The organism is Gillisia limnaea DSM 15749 (genome assembly GCF_000243235.1).
GTDB classification, from domain to species: domain Bacteria; phylum Bacteroidota; class Bacteroidia; order Flavobacteriales; family Flavobacteriaceae; genus Gillisia; species Gillisia limnaea.
Map to the genome: position 1 here is coordinate 201157 of NZ_JH594605.1, position 23544 is coordinate 224700.

The following is a 23544-nucleotide window of genomic DNA, read 5'->3' on the forward strand; positions in this document are numbered from 1 at the left end:
ATAGACTAATAATATCGCTTCAATCTCCTTCAAAGGTATAAGGCTAAAACAAGTTGCGCGGAGAAGGAGTTCCAAGGCAATAGGAAACCAAAGTAAGGAGACTTCAAGGCGCTTTCAGGTTCTTTCATCATCGTAGCTTGCGCGAGGTAATGAGACCTCACGCAGCGAGGACTTTGAGTAGCGAGAGTTAATGATACCTCAAAGCAAAAGAAAACTTTGCACAGCGGTCATGAGACCTCACGCAGCGGGTTGCAGCAAATCACTTAATGAATGTTTGTAGGTTTGTACTAGTTCAAACTAAAGCATAAATTATAGAGGTGTTGCAAGTAGTTTTATTTTCGTCTAACGAAATAAACTATCGTACCTGTAATCAAAATCAGAATCAGTCCTCCACCAATCCACAGATATGAAGGGTGCTTTGCTACGGTATAACCTACTTTGTAACCAAGATTATATGCTGATTTTCCAATTGCTGATTTACCTAAAAATTGACTTATTTTTTTATCAGAATTTATCTTAATAGAATTAAAAAACTGTTCACTATCATTTTCATCAGATTTTACTGTATTCTTATAAGAGAATATGTAAATATTCCTATTTAATAAGAAATATTCGACCTCATAAATACTATTTTTTTTAGCGCCTGTGAATCTTAAGTGAAAACCTTTAAAACTGTTATTTTCAATTAATTTTTCAGATTCTAATTTTAAATTAGTACTCTTAACGTAGTTTTTAGCCAAAGTTTCATAATACTTTTCTAGACTTTTTAAATCGTATGGAAGATTAGAATCATAAATACTTAAGCTATCGTTTTCAAATAATTCTTTTTGAACAGAAAATTCAGAATTTCCAATCATTGAATAAAAATTGATTGCAATCTTCTCATTTTGAAGAGAATCAATCTTAATATCTTCCCCAGAAATGCTGACTGAAACTATTGAATCAATCTCATAATTATTCTGACTCCACAAGGAATTAGAAGAAATAATAATTAGGCATAGTAAAAGTATCTTTTTCATATTTTTTTTCAATATTAGTTGCACATTTTCATTTTTTGTTACAGTTTTTTGTCTTAAATTACCTAAAACTCATTATAAAATGCTTTTTTTATAATTCTGTATCCCATTCTAATCAAGAATAACAGTTTGATTATTAACCAAATTACACTTAATTCTTTCTCATTTTGTACCACAAATTTTCCCTCCAAAACCTTAATCCATTCATTCTCTATGAATTCTTTGAGAAATCATTACCACCTAAAAGAATTCCCACACTTCTATGGACTTTCTACTTTGGCGATTTCCTCATCAGTCAACCCATAAAATTCATAAACCAACTGATCGATTTGGGAACGGTTGAGTTCAACTTTTAAGACAGCTTTGTGAGTGCATTGTGGGGTTTAGAATACGAGGATTTCCTTTAGAAATAGGTTGGTCTATTGATATTAAAAAAAAAGATTAAAATTATGCAAAAGCCTGTAGAATAATGGTTTTGCTGGTTCTCTGTTAAATAAATCTTAAAAATAAGAATTTTTTTAAGATATTTTCGAAAAGGAGAATAAGAATTTAATAGCTGCCTAAATACCACCGCAGGTTCTTTGGAAAAATACCACTCCCTGTTTCTACTAAAAAAATGTTTACTGTAAAAAATAATATCCAAAAACGCACACTTCTCTCTAACTCCACTCTCTGTAACCTTCCACATCCCTGCTTCCTGAACCGGTTTAGAGGTTTCCGGGATTTCTTTATAAGTGGTGGTAAATATAATCCAGGTAGTTTTGCCTTGAACGCTTGCGGGTAGAATTCACATTCTAAAATTTCTTAAATTGAAGATCTAAAATTTTTATATGTGTTACCGTACAAAATTAAATTCCAGGTTATCTGCTATTGAAAGATTATTTGAAGCGCGGTTTATAGAACCCGAAGCCTATTCCCCTATGGATGAGATCAACGCTTTCACATTTATAAAAACCCCAGTGATCACCGATGAAAAACAGGGTGAAATCCAACTATATAATTGGGGCCTGATCCCCTTTTGGGCAAACGACGATAAAATAAAAAAGATGACCCTAAACGCCAAAATTGAAACTGTAACAGAAAAACCGGCCTTCCGGAATTCAGTAAAAAATCGATGCCTCATCATCGCAAATGGATATTACGAATGGCAATGGCTTGATACTAAAGGCAAGGAAAAACAGAAATATTTAATCACAACAAAGGATCAGGAAATTTTTGCCTTTGCCGGGATTTATTCAAGCTGGAAAAACATGCAGACAAATGAACTTATAAACTCCTACTCCATCCTTACTACCCAAGCCAACGAATTGATGAGTAGGATACACAACAACAAAAAACGAATGCCGGTAGTGCTAAAAAAAAAAGATAGAAATAAATGGTTGAGTGGCGGGGAAGTGGAAAATTTTACTTTCCCGTACGATGTTGAACTGGAGGCGGTAGAAGTGTAATTGTTAAATGTATGACTGACATTCAAGGCAGCCTTGCCTGAATGAGATTCATTTCGGGCAAACCAACCCATACCGTTCGGACAAGCCTGCCCGTATCGTTTGGGCGGGCTTTGGGAAATACTTATGGTGTCATAGGTTTATATTATTCTTTTCTTACCTTTGTAAAAATAAGTTTTTTTATATTTAAAGCAAAAACCTGTTATGGGAAGACCTTCCACAAAACCTAAAGATTTAAGGGATGGCTTTTATATAGAAGTCCGCAATAAAAATCAAAGAACCGGTGTCAAAATTCGAAGGGACACAAAAGAACAACTTAAACTCGCTATTGAAGAATATAAAAACAAGGATGTGGTGATTTTAGGGAAATCGAAAAATGGAAAAATGATAGCTATTCCAGATCTTTAATTCGATAAATAGCTTTTTAATGCCAATCGAAATTTCTTTATCCCAAAAAGCTGGAAGAGCGAGTAAAAGAGCTTTCCTGTCTTTATGAAGTGTCATCTGTCATTCGCAAACATTCTGGTTCTCTTATTGAGATGCTGGAATAAACTTGTGAATTCACCAAGGAAGCCTGGCTTTTTCCAGATAATGCCATTGTAGAATTAGAATTTGAAGATTACAAGGTATTAACGCAAAACCTTCCTGAGAATGCCATTTTTCAACAAAACGATATTTTACTTTTTAATGAATACAAAGGTTCTATAAAAGTTTATTATAACACCGAAGAGGTAAAAAAGATATTAAAATTCGTCTTTTCTAGTGTCTTTAATTGAAACAATAGCGCTTTAAATTCGAAAGTCAAATCAACCCAAAAATGTATTTTTGAGATAGTGAATTAACAACAAAATTGTGTTCACTAAACAAGGCGAAATCATACCATATCAAATAATCCCACAAAAAAAACACTGAAAGTCAATAGATTAATAGTTTTTATATTTCCGTTTGAGTACGATTAGTCGGGGCGGCAGGTTGTATAGAACTTATGCAAGGGATTCGTTTTTCCGCTTTTTATCCCCAGACATCCTTTGCAATGAAACCCAAATAAAGTAGCTCTAGTTTATACTTAAATGCGAGATCCATTAGAAACAAATGATTTCTAAAAAAGGATATCGGGCATATAATTTATACTTTAGCTTGATGCAGAAATCCTGGATCCTCACAGCCTTAATCAATTTCCTTATCGCCGCGCTACTGGGACTTTTGTTGCGGTACCAATTTGTAAATACGCTGGATATCAATTTCCGTTATGTTACCCACGCACATTCACATGTTGCCATGCTCGGATGGATATATTTAATGCTTTACGCCTTCCTAACCTATTATTTTGTTCCAGAAAAAAAACTGATTTACACGCGGCTTTTCTGGATTACACAATTTGCCGTAATTGGAATGATGTTAAGTTTTCCTTTTCAGGGATATGCGGCTATTTCTATAAGCTTTTCTACCCTGCATATTTTCTGCAGTTATTATTTTGTGAAATTGCTGTGGAAAGATCTACGTACAAAAGAATTATCAGAAAGGCTATTGTTAAAGGCTTCTCTATTGTTTATGCTCCTTTCCACAATTGGTGTCTGGTGCCTTGGTCCTGCAGTCGCTACCCTGGGAAGCCAGTCTGCTTTTTACAATATAGCCATTCAGTTCTTTTTACATTTCCAGTTTAATGGATGGTTTCTCTTCGCGGTTTTAGCAGTTCTATTCAAATTTTTTCACCTTTCGGGGGTTAAGACAAATCCGAAGGATTTCAAACTGTTCTTCAAGTTACTTGTAATTGCTACCATTTTAACTGTGGCTTTGCCAATAAGCTGGTATATTTCCCATTCGGTTTTTTTATGGATCAACGCATCTGGAATCCTATTGCAACTAATTGCTGCAATAATCTTTATCAAGTTGATGAAATCTCAATGGACATTTTTTTGGTCTAAAATGTCTGGCCTGGCGAAATTGATGATTGGCTTCGCTTTTATTTGCCTGATTTTGAAAACAGGAATGCAAAGTACATCCCTCCTACCTGAAATCGCGGCCCTTTCAGCTCAAATTCGAAACTTCGTGATTGGGTTTATACATTTGCTTATGCTAGGGGTAATAAGCGGATTTTTATTGGCTTATCTTTTTGAAAGTCCGTTGGTAAATTTAAAATGCACCTGGCTTAAATACGGAACAGGTTCGTTTCTACTTGGATTTATAACAACCGAAATATTGCTGTTTATCCAGGGAGGAATGTTTTATTTTGGAAGCGGAATGATCTCAAATTACTATTTGGCATTATTCGTTTTTAGTGGCTTTTTGGTTTTAGGTATTCTCTTTATCGCATTAAGTGTTCTTAGAACGAACCATCCCGGTTCCAAAACTATTGTTGAGGAACCCGACTAAAAAACCTTGATTTCTGGATCTTGTTTAATTAGCTGGTATTCAAAAACATCAAGTTCGCCGTTGCAGGTTAAATTGTATTGAGTTGTTTAATAAGTGGAGTAAGTAGTAAAATTTTCTTCAACTCACAGAGAAAAATTAGCCATGGTAAAAACACGGTTTTACGAATTGAGGGGGTCCCTAAGTTACCTTGTGTAACTTCTCTACTCACTGTGGAAAAAGCGGCCAAAATCTATTGAAAGAGAAGCCAGCATTAAATAATGGAATTGCTAAAGTGTAGCAAAAAATTTCAGCGTTTAATAATTCCTAATTATTCTCTTATCAAGACAATAACCCTCTAACATAGAGGGATAGTAGCCCATTATTTTATTATTCAGGACTGAGCATTTCCTTTTCTAAACATGCGTTTTTAGGAAAAATGTAGAATGCTGACGAAAATTTATGGTCTCTTTCTTGATCATTGTTGGGATCTGATACTTGTACCTGCAAAATATGGATGTCATTATGGAACCACAAGAAAAACAAACTAACAAAAAAGATCTTATAGTGCATTTCCTAAGCAAAGTCAACTCAGACCGCCTATTTTTTAATGGATTCCTAATCCTGGGAAGCATTTTATTTTTGGGTTTCGTAATCTTCTGTTTACGGTATTTGTTGTAATTCTTTACAGGCTTACACCCTAACTCTCATTTTTGAATGAACCTTTAGAAAACATGTTCCCTCGCTCAGTTTTTTTTTAACTCACTTTTCCAGGTTTACAATTGAAGCAACAACATAAGTATGAATATCCTACACATTAAGTTTTGTTGCTTCCCGTTCAATAACAAGCTAACCCTGAAGAACGTAAACGTGAAATATTATTTAGGTGTCCGTTTAAACATATGGCTTATAATTAAAGCGTGCGGAAAAGTAAGGGCCGCTATGAAAGGGAGAAAAATAGACAATAAAATTTGTTTTTCACCCCTAGCGAAATAAAATAGTACCAAAAGCCCTGTCAAAGCCGTCAACCAGTATAAGGTAGAATCTTTTAGATAATTAAAAAAGCTTTTCCAGCTCACCTTGCCGTTCATATACCTTAACTGAGATAAAATAGAAGGAATTGAATGCCAGATAACAAAATAAATTGCAAATCCCCAAACCAAAGAGGAACGGCTAAAAATAACAGCAAGAACCGCGAGGACGACCAATTCCCTGAAAATTCTTTTTTTAATTGGAATTCTGGAGCTTTTAAGAAACCAGGAAGACACTACAAGTGCAATGGATGCAAAACCTAAGATTATATTAAGCAGGTTTTTGTTGAGTTGAAACGAAGACATCTCACTTAAAATTTGTTCAGTTTCCAAAAAGTTAATTCTCAATAGTAAAACTATAATGACCAGCCCGTAACAAAACGCAAAACCTATCTCCAAAATCCCCTTTTTCACAACTGTATCCAGCCAGTGTTGCTCTCCAAAGTGATAGGCACTAAAAAAAACAAATACAGCCATAAGAACCGGTGGGCTAAATGTATAGAGTAAGGCAAAGGAAACCACAGAAAGAAGATAAAGTCCCAGTATCCTGAAATATTGAAATTTCTCCTTTAACATTTTTTTGGTAATAAAAATATCATGTGCACCGTGAATAACTCCCAGACTAAGAATAAGTATGAGGGCAATTGTTTGTTGCTGAGACTGGGTTAAGAATCCAGACATCCACAAACTGAAAAAAGTTGCAACAATTAAATAATTACCATATTTCATGCCTGATTGTTAAAATAATTAAAAAAATTAAAAAACTTATTATAAAGATAATAAATTTTTTGTTTAACTTTATCCTATAATTGTTTAACAAAATAAAAATTATTTGCTATGATGAATTTTATTTCTTCTTTTTCGCTTATTACCCAACTTGATCCTACAGACTATGTAGGATTTTCTTTTTTCGTGAGTGGTATGGCTATGCTGGCTGCGTCAGTGTTTTTCTTTTTATCGTTGGGTTCCTTTGAAAAAAAATGGAGAACATCGATTTTAGTATCTGGGCTAATTACTTTTATTGCCGCAGTGCATTATTTCTACATGCGCGATTATTGGGCAGAGTACGCCGATTCTCCTACTTTCTTCAGGTATGTTGATTGGGTACTTACCGTGCCTTTAATGTGCGTTGAGTTTTACCTTATCCTGAAAGTTGCAGGAGCAAAAAAATCTCTCATGTGGAGATTGATCCTCTTTTCAGTGGTGATGCTAGTAACTGGGTACGTGGGAGAAGCTATTAACAGAGACAATGCCTGGCTATGGGGTCTCATTTCAGGGATAGCTTATTTCGCTATCGTTTATGAAATCTGGCTTGGACAAGCCAAAAAACTTGCCCGGGAAGCAGGAGGGGCTGTCCTATCTGCCCACAAAGTGTTATGCTGGTTTGTCTTGGTGGGCTGGGCAATTTATCCCGTAGGATATATGGCCGGAACTCCAGGTTGGTACGAAGGGATCTTCGGCGGGTTGAACCTGGATGTGATTTATAATCTGGGTGATGCTGTCAACAAGATTGGGTTTGGACTGGTAATTTACAACCTGGCCATAATTGCTTCTTCCAAAGAGGTAGTTTAGTTTTAAATATTACAGTAAAATCAAGGAGAGTGCAATATATAGCACCCTCCTTTTTTTATTTCCAAGAATTGTTTATCAATAACTTATGTTCTACCTGGAGGTTGAAAACAAGTCCGAATTAAAATTCACTGCCAGCCACGCCCAGTTCTGAGTCTGATTTGAATTTCCTCCTTTTAAAATTTCTAAACTTTTAGTCCCGAACATTTGCGAGTATCCCATCGCTATTGAAAACATCTCATTTACCCTGTAATTGCCTGTGAGATCAATTTCGGTTCCCAGGTAAGAATCCATTTTATTGAAACTCGTATCGTGAATAGTGGCTGCGGTAGAAAATACATGTGGGATCGCCGAAATATTGAATTTCCCTGAAGTATAGGTGAATTTCCCGTAGAGATCTGTTAGTCCTACTGAATTCTGATGATTCCCTACATAAAAATAATCCATAAGTCCATTGAAAGCATGGTTGGTCCCAAAAAGAGGTGTAAACGACCTGAGATCTTCAGAGGTAGTTCCCATATCGATTCCCGAAAGATATTCTCCACCTGCTCCAATACTCCAGGTTTCTGAAATTTTATAGTTAATTATTCCTCCAAGATTCCAGGCCTGAACATCCCTGTTGGCCTTCTTTCCTAGTTGCGCATATCCATAAAAGTCTCCAAATAAATTATTTTTACTGAATTTGTAATAAGAACCACCCGTTTGCAAATACTGTAATTCCTGCCTAGATTCGGAAACCGGAAATTCGTATCCTGTATTCAGCAATAAAAAGCTGATTTTAGATTTGTCGAAATCCAGATGATACCAGGCAAACTGGATATTTTTGTAGTTGTTTACCCGGTAAGGAGTATCGAACAAGTTTTCATTATCTGAATTCAATGCGAACCCAAGATCCAATTGTTGGTTTTCGCCGGGTAACCAGGTTAAAAGAGCTGCATCGTGGCTTTGTCCCTGTTGAGCCCAATCTACCTCCCCAAAGATACGCTGGTTGTCATAGGACAATACCTGTCGTCCTAAGCTGAAGCTAAGCTCGGGACTTACCAAATAAGTTCCTAAAGCTTCAAAAACAGCAATCCCATTTTTATCGGTAGCGGTCATCGTGGGAACATCTCCCCAAACCCTGATATTTTGAGCAGAAAATTTAAGCTGAAGTTTTTCATTTGTAAAATTCAGTTTTAACCTGGAACGCTGAGAAACAAATGAAGTTGCATCCTGTCCCTCATTTAAAAGGGTTTTGTATCCATTTCTATATTCAAAACGGGCCTTAGTTGAAGGGAAACATCAAATTCCTGTGCAATAGAGGGCAGTCCTGCCAGGATAGTGACAAACAGGATTAATATCTTTTCATCTGTTTATATTATTGTTTTATCGGACTCCCGATAGCTAACAGGATTAACATCCAAATAATCATTCCCCTGTGTGAGAGGATCTTTCGAATAGATGCTTAATCAAAACTTAAAAGAGTAATTACCTTTCACTTACGGTTTCTTTGATATTTCTAATTGTATTATCTGAATTTACTCCAAGTCCTTCTTGTTGAAAAACCAGCTCTCCCTGCCTGTTAAAAACACTTATAATATTGGAATGTGAAAAATCCAAAGGGGTAATTTGTTTATAATTTACGGCTAACACCGCGGCGAATTCCCGGGTATTTTCTTCTGAAGATCTCAAAAATATCCAGGGGTCCTGGTCCATGAAATTTTCTTTCGCGAAGGCTTTTAAACGTTCTGGAGTATCGGTTTCAGGATCTATGCTCACAAAGATCATTTTCACATCATCTTTGACCTCATCCGGCAATTTCTCTTCAATATTCCGCATATCGGCAACCAACCTGGGACAGGCAGCTTTACAGGAAGTATAAATCATCACCATGACCAAAACATCTCCCTCCAAATCCTTAAGCTGAATATCTTCATTATCCTGATTGGTCCAGGTAGCTGGTAGGTTGTAAACAGACATTTCAGAAATTCCTTCGGAACGTTCCTGAGCGATCTCCTCGATCTCTTTATTTGCCGATTGTTTACAGGAGCTAACCAGGAACAGTGTTAGCAAAGAGAAATATATTATTTTTTTCATCGGTTAATTTTTAATGTTTTTTTAAAGTTCACCTGAAATTTTCAGGATCAGTTAACCCGGCTTTCCGAATAAGGGAACAAAATTTACATTGGTTATTCACGTTTTCTAGTAGCTCTATAAACTTTGAGCATCCCGGGCACATCTAAAACCAAGATTTTTAATGGAATAACGTGCTTTAATACTTCCACGAAATGCATACCGCATTAAAGCTGCATAGTTCATAAGATCTGTCGCGCCTACTGATCCGCTACCGCAGAATAAATTCCTGTCTGTATCACTGTCATTTCTTGATTCTCCGGAAAGCAACACGGCGTTGAAATCCAGCGTCCATTCCCATACGAGTCCATGGAGATCGTACACACCCCAGTAATTTTTAAAGGTGCTTCCAACATTGTTTTCAAAGGTTTTTGGAGTTTCATACCAGGAAAGTATCTTTTGATTGTAACTTTCCTTCACTCGGGCATCCGGCGTATCTTCATCGGCCATTGCTGCATATTCCCATTCATCTAAAGTTGGTAATCTTTTTCCCTGGCACTCACAGAATCTTTTGGCTGCAAACCAGGAAACATTTGTTACCGGCGCCTTTTCAGAAACATTCTCTCCAAGTGAATAATCGCTTTTCCAGTTATATAAATAGCGTTCATCTGCAAAGAGCTTTTTTATTCCAGACTTTTTCCATTCAGAGTTTTCATGTACGAACTTTAAAAATTCAGCATTTGTCACCGGATATGGATCCAAAAGAAAATCATCTACTTTAACCCAGACAGAATCGGCTCCGTAAAGGGGAATATAGGATCCCCCTTTAACATAAGCCATGTCTTCCTTTTGCTCCTGAGCAAAGAACTGCTGGCTCAGGAACCATATAGCTGTTAGTAATACTAAATTTAATTTCGAGTTGAGCATCCTGGTGTATTTTAAAATTTACCTTCTTTGCTCCTTTACCATCGCAGGAGTTACTTTTGTTTTATTGTTGCCCCAGTTGTTATAAACATAGGTCATAACATCGGCAATTTCCTCGTCGGTAAGGTTTTGGCTGGTCATTACCGAGTTATATTTATCACCATTTACAGTGATTTCCCCGGTTAATCCGTAAAGAACAGCATTAATGCTTCTACCTACATCTGCATTCAAATAATCTGATTTTGCAAGAGGGGGAAAAGCCCCTGCAATTCCCTGTCCTGCAGATTGGTGACAGGCAAAACAGGTTTGGGCATAAAGTTGTTTTCCGTGAACCAATTGCTCTGCCAGGGTTTTATCGGGCACATTTTGAGGTTCTTTACCCTTTTCGGCCACAGGCATTGCCTGGATCACACTCCCCTCAGGCAAGTATGTTTTTTCCAATTGGGTTCCAGAATATACCTTCTCATTTTCATCTCCGCCAACCTTAAGCATTCCAAGGGCACCTTTATTAAAGGCACGGAAGATAGAATGATCAACAAGAATAAATGTTCCTGGAACCTCCACTTTAAATTCTACTATAGCGGCACCTCCGGCAGGAATTAAAGTAGTTTGAACATTTTCATTTACCATACTCCCTCCTTCAACATATACTTTATTAAAGATCTCCCCTATCAAATGAAAGGAAGATACCAGATTTGGACCACCGTTCCCAACAAATAACCGAACAGTTTCACCTACTTCAGCAGTTAAAGCATTGTCCCCGCTAATGGCTCCTACGGCACCGTTAAACACCACATAATCTGCATGCTCATCGATTGCTTTTTGCATACTGAATGCCTGGAGCCCTGGTTTTCCATAATCTCCTTCGGTATAAAAATCACCTTGCATCACATAATATTCCTTGTCTACCGGTGGCAAACCTCCCTTGGGTTCTACCAGGATTAAACCATACATCCCATTGGCAATATGCATTCCCACGGGCGCTGTTGCGCAATGGTATACATACAATCCAGGATTTAAGGTTTTAAAAGAAAACACCTTTTCCTGGCCTGGAGCAACGAAAGAAGATTCTGCTCCTCCTCCAGGACCGGTGACAGCGTGAAGATCGATGTTATGCGGAAGTTTGTTGTCCGGGTGATTTTTTAAATGGAACTCCACTTCATCCCCTACTCTGGTGCGAATAAAGCTCCCTGGGACAGTACCGCCAAATGTCCAGTACACATATTTAACTCCTCCGGTCATTTCTCCCTCCATTTCTATAATTTCCATATCCACCACAAGGTTTGCAGCCTTTCTTGCTCCAACAGGCGCAGGAACAAAGGGAGGAGAAGTAAGTTGGGCCTGGATCTTTGATTCTACTCGAATATCTTCAGCTTTCGCTTCCTCGGGCTTGCAGGAAAAAAGCGTTAGCAGCACTACCAAAATTAAAACAAGTGCCAGATAAAATTTGAAGATTGAATTTTTACTGAGCTGATTGATACTTTTCATTGGTTTAGGTTTTATCTATGATACAAAAAAAGATAAAATTGTCCGATTACAATATGACGATAGTCAGTTTTCAACTCAAAATCAGATTCAAATCTTCAAAAAGATAACTTTGGTAAAAAAAATAATCAACCAGAAACTTCTACAGGAAAAATGGGAGATATCTATTTATTCATTTAAATTTGACTCGAATCATTCAAACCCCACTATGAATCATAAGATACTTTGCCTATTAGGAGTTTTTATATTTTCTTTTACGGTTGAAGCTCAGGAAATCACTGAAACCAATTCGGATATTATTTACCAACGTGCATTGGAAGCCTATAAAAATGAGGCATATTCTGCCTCCCTAAAACTTACCAAACGCGGACTTGAACTCGCCCCAGAATATCACGATATCCGGATATTACAGATACGGAATCTCTGGGCTTTGGAGGAACTTCAGGCTGCTGATTCCGATCTGGATTATTTACTAAAAGAAGCTCCGGAGTATGTGGATGTTAAGCCATTGGTGTATCAACGGATCAATAAATTCGAGAATAGTACAGAGGTTTTTAATTTTATAGATAGGCTTAGCCATGTCTATCCCGAAGATACCTCATTAAATATTAGAAAAGCTCAGGCGCTTTTAAAAGATAAACAACGTAAAGAAGCACGGGCCCTTGCGATGGAACTTATTGCTATTAAGGGAATTTCAGGAGCCGATCGCTATGTTTTACAGACATTGCTGAATAGAACTGTTTCTGATGAAATAGGATTAAATTACCAATATATAAATTTCAGTGAAGACTATTCCAGGAATGATTCGTGGAATAGCATTAGTGCTGAATATCAACATAATTTTAACCGTACGGCCGTTATTGGTCGGGTGAACTATGTAGATAGAAGTTATCAGCAGGGGACCTTATACGAGCTGGAGGCTTATCCGGTTTTTAGTGACCGGCTTTATACTTTTACAAATATTGGAGTTTCTAATGGGACTATGTTCCCCGACGTGCGAACCAGTGCTTCGGTTTTTTACAATTTCGCAAAAGTATTTGAAGCAGAAGCAGGTGGTCGGATGCTGTTTTTTAACGATAACGCTTATTAGACAGGAATTATAGGTCTTACAGCATATCAGGGGAAGTTTTACCTAAATGCAAGAACTTTTATTGGACCCGAAAGAAAAGGTAATCTGGTTGAGAATTACCAGGCAAATGTGCGGTACTATTTTAAAAATGCCGATAATTATTTATTCCTGAGATTAGGAAATGGAATTTCTCCGGATGAACGTACCATCTTCACACAGGTTCAGGAGAATCCTGCTCTGGAAGCCTATTACGGCAATTTTGGGATTAAAAAAAACCTCGGAATCCATCACATTTTTCAGTTGGGAGCAGGATATCTTTTTGAAGATATCACCCCGGAAAACCAAGGGAATCAATTTATTGGAACCCTGGGATATCGGTATCGCTTTTAGAAAATATTTTTTCTGAAAATTTAAGTTGTGGTGCTGGTATTAAGTCTAAAAGATACACCCTTAAATAAACACAGGTAAAAATAAAATAGCAGTAGTCCAGGTAATAAGCACCAGGTATCCGAAAACAATGATGCAAATTACTCATAGAAATTCTACGTTGGGAACACCAAATTCAAAAAACATTCAATAGCATAAATGAAACCCTAATCATTTTCTTTAAGAAAATATTTTAACCCAAAACTAAAGCTATTGGAATAAAAGTTTTTTAAGGTGTAAAATTCTAATTGGGTATTAAAATGCAGGTATTTAGAAATTGGCCATAAAACAGTTCCTCTGTAACGTTGAAATTCATCAGAAAAAGTATCAAGAAAATATCCTGCATCAAGATTCACCTTCCAGAAATTCTTTTCATTTGAATATTCATAAGCAATCCCCAAACCGCCGTAAAACCTTTCATCCAAGGTCCAATATGGATATCCGCCCGGCCTGCTGGTATTCCCCAACATTCCAAAAATTTCTGTATAAGTCCTAAATTTAGCTCTCTTATTCAACTTGAAATCCATGGACAAGCTGGTAAGCGCCTGCACATCCAAAACATCATCATCATTATAATGATTCCCTTCTAAATAAAAAACAGCCTGAAATTTTTCTTTAAATTGAAGCTCTTCATAAATATTGAATTGGGTTTGATAAATATCTAATTGATACGCGGGTCCCGTTATGGCCGGTTTTCTAAAAAATTGAAATGAACTGTAGAGACTGTCTTTTGCAAAAGAAGCGCTACCAAGTATATGAAAATAAGCTTTGCCCACATCACTGAATTCTAACCTGGTACCAAAACCATAATTTAACTTTTCTATTCTTTCCCGGTTTTTAAATCTATAAATAAGTCCGTATAAATTTATGTCACTATTATTTTCTAATTCTATTTGAGAGGGGATCTCATATGCAGCACCGCGACTCACGCCAAATTGATGCTGGTTGAATTTTTTATCTCGTATCCCATAAACTGCTTCTGCATCAAAAAATGTAAGATCTAACTTATCACTAATAGTATTGCTACCAATGTTAATAAAATCCCCTTCAGCAATCCTCAGGTTTTGTTTTATTTGCTCGGCGACTTCCGGATAAAAAAGTATAGGATACTTTTCTAATAAAAACCTTTTTTGATCAGGTTTTAAATAAACTACATCTTTGTTTAGTTGATTTCTAAAACGATCGTTATTTGTTGAAATTCCTAATTCTGAAACCATTTGCCAGGAATTAACAATGTCCCCACGGCTCATATAAAATTCGACCATAAACTCTTGAACAGTCAGTTTTTCTTCATTATTCCCTCCGGAATAATTAGTATATAAACGCTCTATTTCGCTGTAATTACCCAAAGAATTTAACCAATACATACGTTCTACTAAAGGAAAATCTTTTGCGCATAAAGACCATTCTAAGGCTTTCCTGTAACTTCCTTGCCCGGCATAAGTATATGCAATTGTGGTGGCCAAATATTTTAGGTTTTCCGTACAAGCCCTTATTTCCAATAATTCCTGTGCCGCCTTCTTATTATTTGCCGCAATAAGATATTCTATATAGAGCGAAAAATTCCGTTCTTTTAAAAACTCATATTCACCTGATTGAACCCGCCAATCGTCCACTATACTTTCTGTAATATTTTTGCTACATTTCGACCATAAAATAGCTTTTTTATAATCCTGAGCATCTGCAAAAATCCAGGAAATAGTAGAAGCCGCCTCCCTGAAATCTTCCCGGCAAGGAATAATGTTTTTGACCAATTTAAAGGCAGTTTCCGGATATTTTTCATTTAGTAATAACAAAATAGAAAGTCTTTCCTCGCCTAATTTTGTATCTTCTATTAATTTTAGTAATTCTTCTGCACTTAGTTGCACCTCAGTATCGCTACCAAAATAACCTATAAAATCTCTTCTAAGTTTAACACTTTCAGGATGCATGTTTATTTGCCTTAGCATCCAGCGCCTTCTGGTTTCTAAATTTGGATAATCGCTTTGCTTGGTAAATTCCTCAGATAGATTTATATATACAGAAGTTTTGTTCTGGGTATACTTTCTTTCCAGCAAGGGCCAAATCTCGTCTTGACGATCGTTCCAGCCCAAATACTGAAATAATTTCAACCATACCTCGCGCTGAAACTTCTTGGTTTGTGCAATTCTAGACTTTAATTCCAAAATTTCGTTATCATTATCACTGAGGATTTCTTTTGGTTCTATAAGCAGGTAGGATTCGTAATCCTGTATTACTGAAGCATGCATTTTTTTTGGATAATCATTAAACTTAGGTAAGCTTAATTCCTTTTCCCTAGTTTCGATGTTAAAGAGAAATCCGTTTAAAAAAGGGGTTCTAGTAAAGTTTGTATTGCTATCTTTCAGATAACGCTCCATATTCTTATTATTTGCTTCTGATACATAAGAAAACCAATAGTTTTCGCCCTTAGCCGAATTTCCAATACTGGCGGCTACCAGGATATTATTTTCGGTTTCTGTAAATTCATAAGGAATTTCCCTCCAGGTTTTTGTGATTTTTGCCGCTTCAGAAACCTTTAAAAAACGAATCAATGGAAAGGTTTCTTTAACCTTTTTAATATAATTCTCGAATCTTGGAAATAATCCTGGGGAACCGTCCTGTGATACTCTCCACCCATAAGAGTTCGCATTTCTCAAGGTATAATCACCGGCGCTTAAAAGGGGCTCCTCCCCTGGAATCTGATAAATATCGTCCGGATGAATAAAATGCGTCCAAATACCGGTAAAGAGATACAAAGATTGTTGGTTGAATTCTTGCGACGTGCTCATTGCATACCCGCTACTAATTCGCGGAAAATTAAAAAAATGATAATTAAGTGGTTCAGGATCAAATTCTCTGTACCCACCTTCTTCAAAATCACCCAGGTAAATACTTGCGTTGTAAACAATACTTGGAATATTTTCTTCTAGTGCAATAAAACCAATACTATCTATAATATTAGAAGGCGGAACATAGGATACTGGTAGTGTGCCATAACGTAATGCTGACCATCGCTTTTTAACCGATTCAAGACTTAAAGCCATATAGTTCTTATTCGGCCACTCTTCAAGTGTAAGGGAAGCGTGATTATAACCGTGCAGTGCCACTTCATGTGAAGATTTCTCAAAGTCTATCATAAGCCTGTCAGCCGCATTTCCAACATTGGAACCTTTTATGACAGACTGCTCCCACTCGGGAAAATTAAATGGAGGTGAGGTTTGGTTAGAATAATCAAAACATACATAAGCCGAGTAATGTATGTCATACTTTTTTGCCAGTTTAAGCATGTCTTTCCACCAAACTTCGGTATAAAATTTTGCCTGAGTAATTCCCATTTCTGATTGTACTGGTTCCATTTTAGAATTGTAGAGTGGTGCCGGAAAATCATCTAACATTATACTTGATGCATTTGCAATGGGATAAGGTACACCCTCTAAACCCTGCAGAATAGCAGCAAAGAATAATCCTCTTTCTTGTTTTTCAGAAAATTGCTCGGTATTTATGGCAATTACCGAACCTTTACCTATTTCGTTTTTTATTATTAAAGGGTAGTTTTCCTCAGTAATTGAAGTGGCTAAAACTTTGATATCTTTCTTGAAATTTTCAGCTTTCAGTCCATAGTGTTTAGTAAGGTTTTTATATGACTTGTCCTTAAGGGCTGGAAGAAAATTTATTTTGAACTTATAACCCTGCGAAATTGTATCAATCTCGTAATTTGCATCTCCTTTAACTCCCGCTAAAAACCCGAACTTTTTGTTAGCTCCGACTGTGGGGATGAATATGTGCCCACCATTAGAAACAAAATTTAAAAGAAAATTCATTGCAGGCTCATTCAAAGAGGCAAGATTGTAAATTACTATCACCTTAACTGAATTCGGCACGGCTTGCTCCCTGTTAAATTCATTAAGATTAATCTCTCCATAGGGGATCTTAGCATAGTTAAGGGCTTTCCTAACGTTATTCTTGTTTTTTTCATTTAAAACATCTCCGGGTTCATAAATATAGGATACCCAAGGCATGTTGCTGTTTTCATCATATAATACCTCGGGGTTATCTCCTGTTATTTTCTTATTTATCGTATCTAATTCACAGCTTGCAACTGTGAGAAAACACAAGAATAAAAAAATAAACTTCAGGATTTTTTTGGGTAAAATAATTTTCATTGAAATAGTAGTTCATTAATATTACTGGAACCTTTTTTATTTACTATTTGGTAGACGTCTAGATCCTTATTTTGGTAATAAAGTACCACATCCCTTCCTTTTGATATTAAAAGATTTATCCTTTGAAGCGTTAGATCTTGCTGATTTTTGAATAATTGCTTCTTCATTGAATTGGTTTTTTCAGAATTGGTATAAATAAAGACAAACAAAGCCTGAGGTAGGATAACATTTGGATTATTACTAAGGTATTGTGCATCATCTTTATGCCTATTGAAAAGTCGGTCACGTGAGATATAATTATTGTTAAAATAATCGTAGCCATAATAATAATGACTGTTTTTACTAAAACTAGAATATTGCGAAGAATTTACCACAGCATAAGAATAAGGTAAATTCCGTGATTGTATTTTAGAATACACCTCAAAGATTAGGTTCTTCGTTTTATCGTTTTCATAATTAAGTTTAGTGGCGGGAGTAAATGTTAAAAATACTAAAGCAGTAATAACTAAAGCACCCATACTCACTTCTAAAGCTATCGCGCGTCTAGGCGCGAGATTGAAGAATGAAAGGGAATCAATTATAATGTGTAGTACAATTCCGAAGAATATGGGAAGAAATATGCAAAGTACCTGACTTAATATATCCCTATCTACCACAGCTTCATTTAACTGATAAACGCCGAATAAAAGATTTATGAAGGTAAGAAAAACGATGGTAGAAATCCATTTAAGCGGCTTTCTAATAAAATTAAAAACGGTGATAAGCAAAAAGAAAACGCCGGTTATCTGGTAATAATACATAAGCTCACTAAATGGAATTACCAAATTTGGATTATAGGTATAGGCATCGAAAGAATAAAGATTAGAAACTATAAAAGCAATAAAATCCTCACCTTTAATCAATGCTGCAATACCATAAATACTTCCTATTAAAACTACCGAAACCAGGTAAGCAAATAATGTTTGCAAACTTTGTTTTAGATTATGCCGGAACTTGAAAAATAGAACAAGCAGTAAAAATGGGAATACTAGTAAAACACCTACAAATAGATCAATCATTAATACAGCACTGAATAATACTATTATCCAGCTGAAATTGAATTTATTAGTAAAACGAAAACTTTGTGGATAAATACAGAAAAACATGGTAGGTAAAGCAATAACTAAGGCAGTAAAAACCGATTTATGTTCTGCCAGCAATTCTATATTAAATGGCAGAAATGAATATAGCAAGGCAAAACTTAAACCCGAAATTATCCCGGAAGAATGTTTTTTTGAAATTTTAAAAACAACCCAATATATTATTAAAGAAAGTAAAGCAGATTCTAAAACACCAAATGTTTGTAACGCCTCAGCGTAAGTTATGTTGGTAATTTTAGAATAGAGATTTATAAGCAAATAATCTCCCATCATTTCACCAGCCTGAAAGAACCATTGATTGTTAGAAATTCCATTTATGATGTCAAGATCTTTGAACCAACTTGATGAGAGGGTGTATATATCTTGGTTGAAAAGTGAATTTCTTGAAATGTATGTTATTACCGGTAACGAAAAGCCAATAGCTAATTGCCAATTTTTATGGTATCGGGATAATCCCTGATCTTTGTTTTTATATGTGGGCTTAATAAAATTGTCCTTGTCTAAAAAACTCTTCCGTTTCTCAAGTTTAATGGTAACATATAGAATGGTGCGGGAATAGATTCTTTGTACCTGATCTTTTATGGGTCTGGTAAAATCCAGTTTCATAAAAGTTAGGATAATAAGCGTAATAGCAATGCTAATTACAACAAAAAGATCAAAGGTATAAGTTAAAACCAAAATAAAACTTCCAACTAACACAGAGGAAAGTACCAGGGTAATTACAGGAATTAAAAAATTTAATGCTGTTAGTGCAGAAATTTTAGTAGAAATTAATCTATTTATAAACAGGGTTAATGCAAATAAAAAAATTATCCTTAAAGGACCGGAGAGTAGGTAGGGCTCTAAAAACATATATAGCTTTAGTTTGTATCAGGAATTTTTTGCAACTCAATCTTCCCTATAAAATATGGCCAAGTGGTAACTTCTAACCTTTTTTTAATTGCCACTTTTAATTCTGGGGTATCGGCATATTCAATTAAAACAACTGGAACCTCAAAATCTTTAGTAACCTGTTTAAGCTCACTTAAGACCCTGGTAAAAATCTCTTCATCTCGTAATTTGTATTTCTTATTCTTAAAATCGTAATCCGTGGCTATGCTTTCCTTTGCTATAGCATCTATATATGGATATGTATCTTTTATGATAGAAATTCCTGAGTTTTGCATTAAGTAAATGTTGGGGAACGTTACTTTTAATACTTCCAAAAAATCGAGAAGCGCTTCTTTTTTTTCTGGGGTAGGTCCAAATTCAGTATAATTATCAATATTATCCAGAAACATGCCATCAAGGCCTTTTTCCATATTAAAATTAAAAATTTCCAAGAGCGTTTTTTGGGTTTTTATATTTTCAATGTTCAGTATATGACTATTCCAAATTTCATTTTTGCCCAGGGTAACTTCTTTTAATTCTGGATAATGAGCCGCTGCTTCATTTACCTCTCCCATGCTTACATAGCCTAAAACCTTAGCATTTTGTTGTTTTAAAACCGCGATATCTTGACTATCAAAATGTGCGCTTTCAATTACCAAAATCGCATAATTAGAAACATCTTCCGGATAAAAATCGCCGTACGTGAAAAGCACCTGCTTTTCATCAACCGTCTTTTGGGCCACAACTTGGGGGGCGTTCAGACAAAATGTGCCTACAATCATAAAAAAATTAATAAGATGCATAATAATAATAATCTAGGTTTTTAAAGAAATGATTGGTTGCTCTTGTGGTTAAAACCATAAATACAATGGAACCGATAAGCATTCCTATAACACTATATTCATAACCAATCCACCTGCTTGCAGGAATACCTATAACTAAGTTAACCAGGAAAGCAATAACTATGGCCACCAAAGGTTTTCTATGTCGACCAAGGGTATAAAGATATAGTACGTTAAGCATTCCCAGGCTTAGGAATAAATAACCAATACTTCCCAAGATACATACTTTAATGCTTAAGGGACTAAGAATTTCTTCAAATCCCGATGTATAGCCCCAGGGTTGAGTAATTAAAAAATATAAAAAGATCGCGATAATAAACGCACTAACGCCTAACAGACGCAAGTGTTTAACGTACATCCTTTTCATCTTTTTATTGAAATTATAATATTCAGAATACTTTATTTCTAACTGGTGAAAATCCATATGTCTTATATAAGAATGAATTGCATATTCCATAACCCCTCCAAGCAGGAAGAAAATTAAAATGGCGAGATCCATCCCAATTTCATAATCTTTTTCATAATAAATTACATATGGTATCTCCCTGTTTGAAGTGGAAGACCACGCAACAATTCTATCTAAAAAAACAAAAAGGAAAATAAATGTACCGTAAAGAAAGTAATTGAAATTTCGATATAACGATAACATTACCTTAGGTTGCTTTTTAACAGCAACATTTTGTTTCAGTTTATATCTAAAAAACATATAAATATATCCTACTGAAATTAGTGAAGCTGTAAGTATTCCAATCCAATGAATAAAATAAGGATGCAAATCAGTATTAAAATGAAGTATAAGCGCTAATGTCGTACCAACGAAAATGCTTACAGAAAGCATCCATCTCTGCTTCAAGGCATAAAGAGGCGCTAATACAAGTAATAAAAAACCGACAAGAAGCGCATAGGAAAAGCTTATTAAAACAAAAAGGAAACTATATAGTGGAAAAATAAAATTAATTACAATAGAAAACACAAAAAAACCTATGATAGCAAGGGTGCCATTTTTAATGATTTTTTTGGTTGAATAACTAGCCATATGGTAATCTTTGTTATACCAATAGTAAGAAACCTGTTTCCCTATTACCTGAATAAAACCACCGCTTAATATGAAACCCAGAATTACTCCCAGTACCACAGCGGTAGACTGCAAATTATTAAACCTTGAATATGTCCAGAGTGAAAAACCAAACAATATAATAGCAAATACCTGTAAAAAAATTGGAAATAAATGAATGAGACCTGAGCTGTAATCTGCAATAAATCTTCTGGTATTTTTGGTAGTAATATAATCGTTTAGCGCAAGCCTTTTATAGGTCTTTGCCTCGGCAATACGCTGGTTATTATTTTTAAGGTTTGCAAGGGCTACAAAACCACAAGCTTTATAGATATATTCTGATAAATGAATAATACTTTCAAAACCGTAATCTTCTTTTATATCTTTTTCCCTAATACCAAAAGATTCTATGGTTGCTGCTACTACATAAACGTTAACCGGTTTGCCGTTACGTTCTTTAACCGCAACAATTAGTTTTGCAATGGCTTTGATTTGGGAGCTATTCATTTTTTTGATTAATCTTCGACTTTGGCTAATTTTTGGTTAGCTTTCTTGCTTTCCATTAAATTATTATAAACAGTTTCATATTCACTTACGAATTTGTTTAAAGTAAAGTTTTTTAAAACCCTTTCCCGGGCATTTTTCCCCATACTTTTTCGTAAATCTTTATCTAAAAGCAACTTGGTAACGGCATTTCCAATTCCCTCGGTATCTTTTGGTTTACATGTAAATCCACAGCTTTCATCTAGGGCTTCCTTAACACCACCAACCTCAGTTGAAACTACGGGAATACCGCAACCCATAGACTCAATAACCGTATAAGGAAAACCTTCAGAAATAGAAGTTAAAATAGAAAGATCTCCTTCCAGGAAAATATTTTGAGGATCTTTTCTTGGCCCCATAAATTTGAAGTTTTCCTGTAAACCTAATTCGTCTATAAGGTCCAGACATTCATTTGTATATTCTGGAACTGCCTGATTATCTCCATAAACCAAATATTGCACATTTGGGATTGTCTTTTTTACCACTGCACAGGAGCCTATCATGGTAAAAATATCTTTAAGTTCAAATACTCTTGCCACTGCTACAACCGTAGGGATATCTTTTAAATGCGCAGGTTTTGGGCCAGGTTTAAAAACATCTGGATCTATGCCGTTGTATATAATTTTAAATTTGTCAGGATCTGCACCATACCATTTTTCCCATTTTTGGTTGAATGTGGTTACCGACACAATAACGTCAGCTTTGTAATAAGCCAAACGTGCAATAGCTTCAGAAAACTTTATTAATAAGCTTTTTAAGAAATATGGGTATTCTGAGTTGCTAATGGCCAATAGCCTTTCCCGAATAAAAACACCATGCTCTGTAAGCATAATTTTAGTGTCATGCTTGAAATTAGCAATAAGTGCCGGGATAACAGGAAAACCACTTAGAGTTAAGTGTACGACATCAACTTTAGGAATATTCACAATTGAAAGGGGGATTAAAAACCTGTAAATCCAACGCAATCCTATAGTAATATCTATTAAGGAGGCATCGGGGTTGCGTTCTCCTATAATAAATTTAGACAGGGTATCCCTATAAGTGGTCCACACGTGCCTATTTCTCATGGTATCTTTGTAATCATAATCTTCAAAGTAAAACCATAATTGATGAAAAATTATATCCAGATCCTCTATCTCCTGGTCATCACTATAAATAAATTCTAGTAAGCTTCTAAAAATCGGGATAAACTTTTGGGCAACTATCTCGTCATTTGTCCACTCCTTTTTAGCAACAGTTTTATAATATTCCTCTCCATAACTAATATAATCATATGGCTCATCTGGTGTCCAAAGGGGTACTTGTATAACTTCGGTAATATTCTTACTAAGTTCATATCTTGGTTCATCCTCAAAAGAAGCGTTTAAGGAATATAACTTAAAATCAACATTGTTTACCTTATTGCATAGGTGATGGGCCCAGGTTGATACGCCGCCACCATTGTAGGGATAGGTGCCTTCCAAAATAAGCAGAACTGAGGGCTTTGCCATTTAAATTAGGTTTCGGTAAAAATATATTAAAAAAAAGTTAATAAGCAACATACAGGCAAAAATTTCGTGTTTAGTTG

General features: G+C 35.6%; 14 protein-coding genes and 2 pseudogenes. 5 read left to right on the forward strand and 11 right to left on the reverse strand.

Annotated elements, in window-relative coordinates; translation table 11 throughout:
* Positions 1-332: 332 nt before the first annotated feature.
* Positions 333-1019, reverse strand: a complete 687-nt coding sequence (locus GILLI_RS01010) for a hypothetical protein (protein ID WP_156798604.1) — start codon at positions 1017-1019, stop codon at positions 333-335.
* Between the two features lie 827 nt (positions 1020-1846).
* Between GILLI_RS01010 and GILLI_RS01020 the strand changes: the two genes are divergently transcribed.
* The 3 genes from GILLI_RS01020 to GILLI_RS01030 all read left to right on the forward strand — a co-directional run bounded on the left by GILLI_RS01020 (position 1847) and on the right by GILLI_RS01030 (position 4834).
* On the forward strand, positions 1847-2464 hold the full coding sequence (locus GILLI_RS01020) for an SOS response-associated peptidase (protein ID WP_006987256.1): 618 nt from the start codon (positions 1847-1849) through the stop codon (positions 2462-2464).
* 201 nt (positions 2465-2665) lie between these two features.
* A complete protein-coding gene (locus GILLI_RS01025; RefSeq protein WP_006987257.1) occupies positions 2666-2869 on the forward strand; it encodes a hypothetical protein in 204 nt (67 codons plus the stop codon).
* Positions 2870-3553: 684 nt separating this feature from the next.
* Complete coding sequence (locus tag GILLI_RS01030) at positions 3554-4834, forward strand: hypothetical protein (protein WP_006987258.1); 1281 nt, start codon at positions 3554-3556, stop codon at positions 4832-4834.
* A gap of 854 nt (positions 4835-5688) precedes the next feature.
* Here GILLI_RS01030 and GILLI_RS01035 read toward each other — a convergent pair.
* Positions 5689-6570 carry a Brp/Blh family beta-carotene 15,15'-dioxygenase gene (locus GILLI_RS01035; RefSeq protein WP_006987259.1) on the reverse strand — a complete coding sequence of 294 codons (882 nt, stop codon included), beginning with the start codon at positions 6568-6570 and terminating at the stop codon, positions 5689-5691.
* Positions 6571-6678: 108 nt separating this feature from the next.
* On the opposite strand from GILLI_RS01035, the gene GILLI_RS01040 reads away from it, so the two are divergent.
* Entirely contained in the window at positions 6679-7413 is a 735-nt protein-coding gene (locus GILLI_RS01040) for a bacteriorhodopsin-like (protein WP_006987260.1), read from the forward strand.
* Between the two features lie 90 nt (positions 7414-7503).
* Here the strand turns inward: GILLI_RS01040 and GILLI_RS01045 are convergent.
* From GILLI_RS01045 to nirK, 4 genes and pseudogenes are all read right to left on the reverse strand, one after another.
* Positions 7504-8616, reverse strand: a pseudogene (locus GILLI_RS01045) (alginate export family protein); the annotation flags it as partial.
* A gap of 261 nt (positions 8617-8877) precedes the next feature.
* Positions 8878-9486: an SCO family protein gene (locus GILLI_RS01050; RefSeq protein WP_006987261.1), complete on the reverse strand. Its 609-nt coding sequence runs from the start codon at positions 9484-9486 to the stop codon at positions 8878-8880.
* A gap of 114 nt (positions 9487-9600) precedes the next feature.
* Positions 9601-10389 carry a formylglycine-generating enzyme family protein gene (locus GILLI_RS01055; protein ID WP_006987262.1) on the reverse strand — a complete coding sequence of 263 codons (789 nt, stop codon included), beginning with the start codon at positions 10387-10389 and terminating at the stop codon, positions 9601-9603.
* A gap of 18 nt (positions 10390-10407) precedes the next feature.
* Entirely contained in the window at positions 10408-11874 is a 1467-nt protein-coding gene (gene nirK, locus GILLI_RS01060; RefSeq protein ID WP_006987263.1) for a copper-containing nitrite reductase, read from the reverse strand.
* A gap of 205 nt (positions 11875-12079) precedes the next feature.
* Here nirK and GILLI_RS19095 point away from each other — a divergent pair.
* Positions 12080-13330: pseudogene (locus tag GILLI_RS19095) on the forward strand (YaiO family outer membrane beta-barrel protein).
* A 203-nt stretch (positions 13331-13533) separates the two neighbouring features.
* On the opposite strand, the gene GILLI_RS01075 reads toward GILLI_RS19095, so the two are convergent.
* From GILLI_RS01075 to pelF, 5 genes are read right to left on the reverse strand one after another with little or no spacing between them, the layout of a single operon-like run.
* The gene (locus GILLI_RS01075; RefSeq protein WP_006987264.1) at positions 13534-17529 is read right to left on the reverse strand and encodes a DUF2194 domain-containing protein; all 3996 of its coding nucleotides are present in this window, start codon (positions 17527-17529) and stop codon (positions 13534-13536) included.
* The gene (locus GILLI_RS01080) at positions 17526-19520 is read right to left on the reverse strand and encodes a hypothetical protein (RefSeq protein WP_006987265.1); all 1995 of its coding nucleotides are present in this window, start codon (positions 19518-19520) and stop codon (positions 17526-17528) included. The genes GILLI_RS01075 and GILLI_RS01080 overlap by 4 nt, the downstream gene beginning before the upstream one ends.
* Positions 19521-19528: 8 nt before the next feature.
* Positions 19529-20341, reverse strand: coding sequence for an endo alpha-1,4 polygalactosaminidase (locus GILLI_RS01085; RefSeq protein WP_040506283.1), 813 nt, complete (start codon positions 20339-20341; stop codon positions 19529-19531).
* Positions 20328-21941, reverse strand: coding sequence for a polysaccharide biosynthesis protein (locus GILLI_RS01090; RefSeq protein WP_006987267.1), 1614 nt, complete (start codon positions 21939-21941; stop codon positions 20328-20330). The genes GILLI_RS01085 and GILLI_RS01090 overlap by 14 nt, the downstream gene beginning before the upstream one ends.
* Positions 21942-21949: 8 nt before the next feature.
* The gene (pelF, locus tag GILLI_RS01095) at positions 21950-23467 is read right to left on the reverse strand and encodes a GT4 family glycosyltransferase PelF (protein ID WP_006987268.1); all 1518 of its coding nucleotides are present in this window, start codon (positions 23465-23467) and stop codon (positions 21950-21952) included.
* Positions 23468-23544: the final 77 nt, after the last annotated feature.

What these genes read in the sequence shown, in the direction of transcription:
- GILLI_RS01010 (WP_156798604.1), bottom strand. Translation starts at nt 1,019, where the DNA reads ATGAAAAAGATACTTTTACTATGCCTAATTATTATTTCTTCTAATTCC.
- GILLI_RS01020 (WP_006987256.1), top strand. Translation starts at nt 1,847, where the DNA reads ATGTGTTACCGTACAAAATTAAATTCCAGGTTATCTGCTATTGAAAGA.
- GILLI_RS01025 (WP_006987257.1), top strand. Translation starts at nt 2,666, where the DNA reads ATGGGAAGACCTTCCACAAAACCTAAAGATTTAAGGGATGGCTTTTAT.
- GILLI_RS01030 (WP_006987258.1), top strand. Translation starts at nt 3,554, where the DNA reads ATGATTTCTAAAAAAGGATATCGGGCATATAATTTATACTTTAGCTTG.
- GILLI_RS01035 (WP_006987259.1), bottom strand. Translation starts at nt 6,570, where the DNA reads ATGAAATATGGTAATTATTTAATTGTTGCAACTTTTTTCAGTTTGTGG.
- GILLI_RS01040 (WP_006987260.1), top strand. Translation starts at nt 6,679, where the DNA reads ATGATGAATTTTATTTCTTCTTTTTCGCTTATTACCCAACTTGATCCT.
- GILLI_RS01050 (WP_006987261.1), bottom strand. Translation starts at nt 9,486, where the DNA reads ATGAAAAAAATAATATATTTCTCTTTGCTAACACTGTTCCTGGTTAGC.
- GILLI_RS01055 (WP_006987262.1), bottom strand. Translation starts at nt 10,389, where the DNA reads ATGCTCAACTCGAAATTAAATTTAGTATTACTAACAGCTATATGGTTC.
- nirK (WP_006987263.1), bottom strand. Translation starts at nt 11,874, where the DNA reads ATGAAAAGTATCAATCAGCTCAGTAAAAATTCAATCTTCAAATTTTAT.
- GILLI_RS01075 (WP_006987264.1), bottom strand. Translation starts at nt 17,529, where the DNA reads ATGAAAATTATTTTACCCAAAAAAATCCTGAAGTTTATTTTTTTATTC.
- GILLI_RS01080 (WP_006987265.1), bottom strand. Translation starts at nt 19,520, where the DNA reads ATGTTTTTAGAGCCCTACCTACTCTCCGGTCCTTTAAGGATAATTTTT.
- GILLI_RS01085 (WP_040506283.1), bottom strand. Translation starts at nt 20,341, where the DNA reads ATGCATCTTATTAATTTTTTTATGATTGTAGGCACATTTTGTCTGAAC.
- GILLI_RS01090 (WP_006987267.1), bottom strand. Translation starts at nt 21,941, where the DNA reads ATGAATAGCTCCCAAATCAAAGCCATTGCAAAACTAATTGTTGCGGTT.
- pelF (WP_006987268.1), bottom strand. Translation starts at nt 23,467, where the DNA reads ATGGCAAAGCCCTCAGTTCTGCTTATTTTGGAAGGCACCTATCCCTAC.